Genomic DNA, 7622 nt, shown 5'->3' with positions numbered 1-7622 from the left:
GTTAAAGATAACCCTGTGACGATTCTTTCCTTCTTCGTCACGGTAAGATTCAACTAACTGAGCATACGTAAAGTTCTTAGACTTCGTAGGTTTTATAAACATGACTACCTAATACCATAGAATACCTTCCAAAAGCAAGTAATTGTATAATCATTACTTAAATCCAACTTATCATTAGTTACCACTAAAAAATATAGACAAAAAAATAGCGCCTACGAAACCATGCGGGTTTGAGTCGCTATCTTCTCTGTTTTATGAGTTAAAGTGATAAAGTCAAGAAAAAAGACGCTCCGAAAGCGTCTTCATTATTAATTCTATCATGAGAATTCGTTAAAGTCAACCGGTCTAGCTGTTGCTGACAGGTTAAATAATTTCTCAAACACGCGCCTCTTGATTAATCAATCGGAGCAGTTGAGAATTCAATCGTTGTTGGCGTTCCTTCGGCATCTGGAAGGGCAACGGGGACAATCTCAATCAAGAAGTCGCTTCCGGGCTCGAGATGAAGGCCCGTATCGATCGTGGTTTGCGATGTCTGTGTTGAGAAGATCGTATCCGGTCCCATAAATACCGAAACGTTGAACGCCAAATTCTCCGCTTCGAGAGCTTCAGTCGGCTCGATTCCATAGACGATTAGCAGCGGCATCGAATATGGATAATCCTTCTGGCCGTCATAAGGATCGATACCGAATGGGAAGAGGTCCCACAATGCGATCCACTCTTTGATTGCATTGCCAATCGCGCCGCATTTTCCTGTCACGTCTATGGAATCTATGCCAGTATGCCCCTTCACGACACACTGGTACGTGTAGCCGGTTTTTCCAGTGTCATCTGTTTTCAGTTTAACATCTGTCTTGGGATGGAGTCCTGTTATGTTTAGCTCCAGATCACAGTTCTTTGCCGGCGTTCCGTCCTTTCGCGTTACTGTGACAGTTACGGTATGCGATCCGGGAGCTATGTTGATGTCATGAGAGGGCTCAACAGTGAGGGTGTAATCGCAGTCGCACTCGATGCCAGCGGCCTCCATTATCGCATCCAGATGTTCAGTCAGGGGTTGTGCTCCACCCCAGGTCTGCGCCATTATGCTTGGCGGACTGCCCGCGGGTTGAGGGTTGTCGTTTACATAATTTCCTTCGTCATCTGTGTGGTATTCATCGTCTAGACCCATCATATGGCCAACTTCATGGGCGATGACAGGTCCAGTATCCAGATTGTCCCATTCACCCGTGGTTGTTTCAGTCGATCCTGGAGTCGGCAGTGGAGTAGCTACCCACGAAGTGTGGCTTCCTTTGACCTTCTTGACTTCCACAACATGGGCGTCATCAGGTGGTTCTGCACTTTCAGCAAGAACCGAGAAGTCAAAGTCGAACGTTACTGTGCAGCAGCCGTCACCCCATTCTCGAGAACCGCTCGGTCCATTCCAGATGGCTTCAGCGTCAGTCTCCCATGACTCGACCTGAGTCTCTGAGGCGCCTTCACCATGGAAAACAATGGTTACCGTGACAGTGTAGTCGCAGGGTCCGCCAGAGACGGACGTTGTCTGAGGAAAGAAGCTTGCTAATGGATACTCGGCGGGATAATAGGCATTGAGTATGGTTTCAGCAAAATCTGAAAGCAGTACCGGTGGTACGCTGTACATCATGGGTGTGTCTTCAGTCAGTAAACTCTCCAGTACAGGCTTTCCTGAGTCATCTCCATTCAGTAAGAATGCTACTGCAATAAGTGCCCTGATAGTCTTGTTGTCATCTTGAAGGTATTCTTCTAGACTGTCAAGAGTGGATTCATCCAGAAGATTTCGTTGAAAGGCGTAAGCTGCGGCCCAGCGTTCCAGTGGGTCACTGCTTTCCAAAAGAGCCAGGAATTTCTGAATCTTGCTGTTCACAAGAGGTATGAGTTCTTCGCCATAACGGAATGAAAGCGGGTTGTAAGGATTCAATTTGTCAATTATGCTTGCTACTTGATCTTGAACGAATACTGCTTTGATTGTCTTGCTTTTGTCCATCGTGACTGCTGTTGTCGTTGAGTCGGGCGACGCTACTTCGCCTTCCCAGGATTCAAACTCCCAACCGTTATCCGGATATGCTTTCACAGTAACGATTTGGTTCTTCGTAAATTCGTGAACTCCTGCAGTTGGATCTGTAGTTCCACTGCCGCCTATCTGAACTGTAAGAGAGTATTTTACGCTTGGACAACTCGTAAGAAAGATCATTGCCACAGACAGGATAATCAGAACGAAAAACGCTCTACGCATTGTAGCACCCCCTTCGTATTAGTGAGTGCTTAATAAGAATCAATCGACCTCAGAAGAATGCAAGACACAGCAAATGACTGCTTGATAACGGAATTATACATCGTTGACCCATGAATAGGAGCAGTGGAAAGAGAGTGAACGCAATGCTGGCTTCACTAGGAGGCGAGGCCGACTACGTCGGGAAGTGATGCGCCGAAAGATCGCCGGCGGAAGTGATGCCCGGAGAAACATCCGGGAAAGTGATGCTGCTTCGCACGAAGCCTCTCAGGTCAACCGTCATCGATCCGTCGTCCACCGAAGATCCGCTGTACGCCTTAAGAACGAAGACTCGCTGAGCGCTGCTCAAAACAACGTTGCCCGTCAACGGTCCGCCGTCCATCGGAAAGAAGCAGATCCAAGTTCCACGTTGTCAGTTGCAAGCAGAAGAAATAGTTGTCCGTTGTTGGTAATTGGTAACCCGTCATTCGTCAAGACCCGCAGCCCAGATTGTGACCAAGATCAAGTGAGGATGACAAAGTGAGTAAAGTTAAGGTCATGCTTCAAAGGTAAGACGCGTCGCCAGCTACTCGTTCTGAGTAGCATCAGATAATTGTGAATGAGTCAGTCGGTTCTTTCCGCCAAACCCCAGACCCTACACTCAATACCCACCCTGGTGATGCTATTGGATCTGCTTTTTCTCCTTGTTCTTCGTAGTCTCGAATAGGGTTTTTCTCGAAGCGAAGCTTCATCTCAGACTCAAAGCGTCTTCTCGCTCNNAAGATCCGCTGTACGCCTTAAGAGCAAGGACCCGCTGATCGCTCTGAAACATGGTTCGCCGTTGCCATACGGATCCGTCTGTGCAGAGCTGGAGTATTCTCCAAACGAGTCGCTGCACCACTCCCAAACATTGCCAGACATATCATAGATACTAGGCTCGTTGGGTTGGAGTAGTTCCAACATCGTGAGTATGCCCTTCAGAGTTTTCCCAATACCAGGCTACGTAATCTACATTGTCACTCCCGGAATACTTGTATCCCTTGCTCTTGTTCCCGCCTCTTGCAGCATACTCCCATTCAGCTTCAGTCGGCAGTCTGTATCCGACTACCTTTGACGGATCAGGCGTCACTTTTCCATCCTTATCCAGTAAGTTGCCGTCATTGTCATACGCCTTCGGAAGCTTCTCCTTCTCGCTAAGCCAGTTGCAGTAATCTATAGCATCGTTCCAGCTTACATTGATTACTGGTCTGGTTCCCCTTCCCCAGCCTTCGTCGCCGGGTTTGCTTCTTCCGGTAGCCTCACAGAAAGCATCGTACTCGTCGAAAGTCACTTCATACTTGCCTATTTGGAAGCTGTACGTAAGCGTGATCTCATGGGTTGGTTTTTCTTCACTATATCCATCTCCCGAGGTATCGCCCATCGTGAAACTGCCCTTCTGAGCCAGCACGAATTCTCCGCTTCTTGCAAGCGTAAGAACCGACAGAGACAAAACTCAGAGTGTAAAAAGCACCGTTCTCTTCATTCCCCACCTCCATGAGTGAGGCTCTGCACTCGAAGTAGCACGGCAAGACCAAGGTAACATGCAACATATAGTGCAATGCGCTCGTTTACTAATATAGCACCTTTACGTCCTATACAAAGTTAAACTCCGCCCAGTCAGTTCCCGACGATGAATGTTTCTGGCGATTGCACCTGATTATTTGCGGCAGCCTTCTATAATCATTCCTCCACTCAAGCTCTCGCAGAGGTATCATAAGGCGCGGCAGTGCTTTCGATGTCGGCGTCGCACTGTCGGCTAATGAAAGCATGTTCTTCAAATGACTATCTTTATCTAAATACAATATCCACTGTTATTTAAAGGTCAAAATCCAACATCCAGTTCGTGATCAAAAGGTAGACACGATTTATCGCGTCATTTCGCAAGATACTGTCTGCAAAGAAGAGCAGACTATCGTTTCCAGTACTGAGAAAGATGTTGCCCGGATGAGAATTATCTAGTCTGACCCTGTTTATTTGAGGATCCAGTCAGCTGACAAAGCGAGTGTTCTGATCAGTGAATCTCGTATGCTTCTTGATGAACTCGGTCAAGCTCTTATTCTTTGCTCCTGACCAACCACTAACAACGGCTTTGAAAATCGAGTCCCATTTTTGCGATCATTGAGCTCTAGAACAGGCCTCCAGCCCTTATGTTTATCGAGAAATCAACTCTTTTCCTTTTTCAAATCCCCGAAATGTCCTGAAACGATACTGAAGCAATTATCCGCAATAAAAGAGAGAGATGAAGATGATCGATCAATAAATATACTATATAGTATAATACTGTAAAGTATAACAAGTAGGTGATTATTGTGTTTGTTGGCAGAAAGAGGGAATTAGCCTATCTCGAGGAGAGATTCGAAAGGGGAAAACCGGAACTGCTTATTCTATACGGTAGAAGGAGAGTCGGAAAGACAGAACTCACTAAGGAATTCTTGAGGAAGAAGCGGGGGATCTATTACCTTGCGGAGAAACTCCCGGAGAATCTTCAGCTGAAGAAGCTCTCTGAGAAGGTTATTGAATTCTTCGACGAAGACATAATAGCCGGATTCTCCAACTGGGAGATGCTGTTCAAGTACCTTGCCTCCAAGCACGATCGATACATACTCGTGATAGATGAGTTTCCTTACCTTATAGAAAGAGAACCGGGCATTATCTCGTCTTTTCAAAAGGGCTGGGACGAATACTTGTCAAACTCGAATGTCTTTCTCATTCTAACGGGTTCGAGCGTCTCCGTAATGGAGAACAGTGTCTTGAGCTATAAGAGCCCTCTATACGGCAGGCGAACTGGACAGCTTCTTCTAAACCAGTTTCCCTTCAATGAAATCGGCGACTTCTTCGAGAAGAAATACAATTTCGATGACCTGCTCAAGATATGGGGCACTCTTGGTGGAGTACCGTTCTATCTTGAGCAGTTTGACAGCGATCTTGACTACTACGGAAATGTCATGGAGAAGATATACAACCAGAACGAGGTGTTGTTTGCCGAAGCCGAGTTTCTTCTGAATGAGGAGCTCAGAGAACCGAGAAACTACTTCGCCATTTTGAGGGCAATCTCGCTCGGAAAGAGAAAACTGGGCGAGATAATAAACGAAACCGGTATCGACAAAAGTAGCATCATGAAATATATCTCCATTCTAAATCTTCTTGGCATAGTCGAGAAAGAAGTACCAGTGGGTGAAGATCCGCTTAAAAGCAAGAAGGGACTATACAGAATAGCAGACAACTTCTTCAGATTCTACTTCCGTTATGTTTTCTATTACAAAGATCTCATACTCACCGATCAGAAGGAAAGACTGTTGAGCATCCTGAAAGATACCGAAAACCAGTTCTTCTCGATCACATATGAGGATTTCGCGCGCAGTGTTGTCATGTGGATTAGCGGAACGAATTACTTCGAAATCGGTCGCTGGTGGGATAGAAACGCTGAAATCGATCTGGTGGGCATGAACAGAGAAGAGAGACGAATATTATTGGGAGAAGTCAAGTGGAGTGAAAGGCCCGTCGGCACTGATATTCTTGCAGCATTGCGTGAAAGGGGAAATCTGCCGCGATGGGATGAATTCAAAGAGAAGGAGTACGCTATCTTCAGCAGATCTGGCTTCACCAAAGCTCTAGTTGACGAGGCTAAGTCCGATCGATCTCTCATTCTCCTTCACGGTGACCAAAGAGTAGTCTGAAGAACCTGTGATACGCAGACGCTTTTCGAAGAACCCGTCAGGCATAATCATCGTCGAGTGAAGAGCCGTCCTTGGTCCTTCATCCCAGATCATGGACCCGTCCTCCGATAAGATCAAAGACCAGATCCTGACCAAGAGCNNCCCCCTGGGCTACTCACCGATTTTGTCCAGTGCTCTCCAAAAGACAACGTTCATGTTTTCCCTCGTTGTAAAAGGCGAGAAAGCGTCACAGAGAGAAATCTTGAACAGATAATTACCTTATTATCGTATTTATCAGTTCATTTCTCCAATCTCCGAAATTCGTGCTGCCTTTGGCTGGCCAGGAAATGGGTTTGTCGGTGTTTTTTCTCGACTCATCCAGATGAGAATCGATGAATACATTAAGTACGGCCTCAGGAACCTTATACTGTATGTTCTCGTGTACGATACTCCCAGTTTCGATGTATTCCTTTATTCTCTTAATCACAGTTTTTGCACGATCGGATCTGACTTTCTCCTGTGAGCTACAGAAAACAAGGTTCACGGCTTTGACGAAACCATCAAAGTGTTCGGTGGCCAATCTTAGTTTCTCATTGTCTGTGATCACCTCTTCGAACATATTTATGTTTCTCGCATTGAAGGGATGTATGAACTTAACCTCAATGGCATACTGCACTTCTTTCTTATACGTCAAATCATCTTTATGCTTCCTTTCTATCGAAAGCGAGGCGTCTTTGTTTATCACATGCTTCAGAATCGTTTCGAGGTTAGCATCTTGTGGATTTTCGCCATCATGAAGTGTCTCGAATACAGAACAGATGAATTCTTTGTTTAGAACAACGAGATCGAAGTTGCCTCTATCACCGTATTTAGCTTCATTGTCGATCGATGTAATCGACACATCATTGCCATATCCCTCAAGAAGTTTGCGTTTTTCATATCTGAAATTTGTAGGATATTCTAGATGAACAAGGGAAACAGCTATCCCTTCTTCCCTGTGAACAAGCTCTATGCTGCCTCCCTCCATGATATCTTTGTGAAGAGAAGCATGGATGTCCGACTCTGTGAAGTAAAAGAAAGGATTCTCTCTGAATCTGTTTATCGTTTTCTTATGCCGTTATACACAAGCGTATCAGCACCAGTCATAATTCGATCCCTCCAGTTGTTTGGTTCCCGAAGATAACACACTCTCACGTGTTTTCAGCAGGTAGTTTGAGAATCGGTGATTTCAGGGGAAAATTCTATTTTGTGCGGCGCGATGCAGATTCATTTCAGTAGTAGGCCTGCTGTTTTCCGAAAGAAACAAATTCACTCCAGATATGATTCCTCCTTTCTATGAGCGCGTTCTGTCAAACAAGAATTGAGTAGTGTTTTTGTCATGTTGTATTTCCCCTTCACTAAGACCTTCGGGCCAGAAGAGGATATTCTTAAATACCAGACACAGTTAGGGATGTCCTGACTGTCTCATATATAGTCCTGCAGTTCATTCGGGGCCGTTCTGCAGATGCGGAAGCCTACGGCGTCGCCAGCAGAAGAGGGCTCCAGATAATCCCGATGTGTTACCCGGGCGAAAGTCTCGCTGAGACCTACGCTTCCGCCCCTCATGACCCGTTCGCAGTCGCCTTCCGCATTGTACGGGTTCACATTGGGGCTGTACCTGTAATAGTCTTCCTCGTACCAATCGGAGCACCACTCCCAGACGT

At 46.0% G+C, this 7622-nt stretch carries 7 protein-coding genes; 1 reads left to right on the top strand and 6 read right to left on the bottom strand.

Translation table 11 applies throughout. The features are described from left to right. Nucleotides 1-394 precede the first annotated feature (394 nt). From B3N33_RS01125 to B3N33_RS01110, 4 genes are all read right to left on the bottom strand, one after another. Entirely contained in the window at nt 395-2248 is a 1854-nt protein-coding gene (locus tag B3N33_RS01125) for an InlB B-repeat-containing protein (RefSeq protein WP_214060009.1), read from the bottom strand. Nucleotides 2249-2420: 172 nt separating this feature from the next. Further along, nucleotides 2421-2612 (bottom strand): hypothetical protein, encoded by a 192-nt coding sequence (locus B3N33_RS01120; RefSeq protein ID WP_292591890.1) that lies wholly within the window; start codon nt 2610-2612, stop codon nt 2421-2423. Between the two features lie 371 nt (nt 2613-2983). Beyond that, nucleotides 2984-3145: an SUMF1/EgtB/PvdO family nonheme iron enzyme gene (locus B3N33_RS01115; RefSeq protein WP_292591888.1), complete on the bottom strand. Its 162-nt coding sequence runs from the start codon at nt 3143-3145 to the stop codon at nt 2984-2986. A gap of 10 nt (nt 3146-3155) precedes the next feature. Then, nucleotides 3156-3671, bottom strand: a complete 516-nt coding sequence (locus tag B3N33_RS01110) for a formylglycine-generating enzyme family protein (RefSeq protein ID WP_292589600.1) — start codon at nt 3669-3671, stop codon at nt 3156-3158. A 901-nt stretch (nt 3672-4572) separates the two neighbouring features. Between B3N33_RS01110 and B3N33_RS01105 the strand changes: the two genes are divergently transcribed. After that, nucleotides 4573-5940 (top strand): ATP-binding protein, encoded by a 1368-nt coding sequence (locus tag B3N33_RS01105; protein ID WP_292589597.1) that lies wholly within the window; start codon nt 4573-4575, stop codon nt 5938-5940. A gap of 253 nt (nt 5941-6193) precedes the next feature. Here B3N33_RS01105 and B3N33_RS01100 read toward each other — a convergent pair whose 3' ends face one another. Beyond that, nucleotides 6194-6946: a hypothetical protein gene (locus tag B3N33_RS01100; RefSeq protein ID WP_214060971.1), complete on the bottom strand. Its 753-nt coding sequence runs from the start codon at nt 6944-6946 to the stop codon at nt 6194-6196. A 437-nt stretch (nt 6947-7383) separates the two neighbouring features. After that, on the bottom strand, nt 7384-7622 hold a 239-nt coding region (locus tag B3N33_RS01095; RefSeq protein WP_292591886.1), incomplete at its 5' end, for a formylglycine-generating enzyme family protein.

This window comes from Mesotoga sp. UBA5825, assembly GCF_002432955.1.
Classification (GTDB): domain Bacteria; phylum Thermotogota; class Thermotogae; order Petrotogales; family Kosmotogaceae; genus Mesotoga.
Note: the sequence above shows the minus strand (reverse complement) of the source record. Positions and strands in the feature narration are given on the sequence as shown.

Bases quoted from the DNA above. Each gene is read 5' to 3' on its own strand.
- B3N33_RS01100 (WP_214060971.1), bottom strand. From the start codon at position 6,946: ATGGAGGGAGGCAGCATAGAGCTTGTTCACAGGGAAGAAGGGATAGCT.
- B3N33_RS01125 (WP_214060009.1), bottom strand. From the start codon at position 2,248: ATGCGTAGAGCGTTTTTCGTTCTGATTATCCTGTCTGTGGCAATGATC.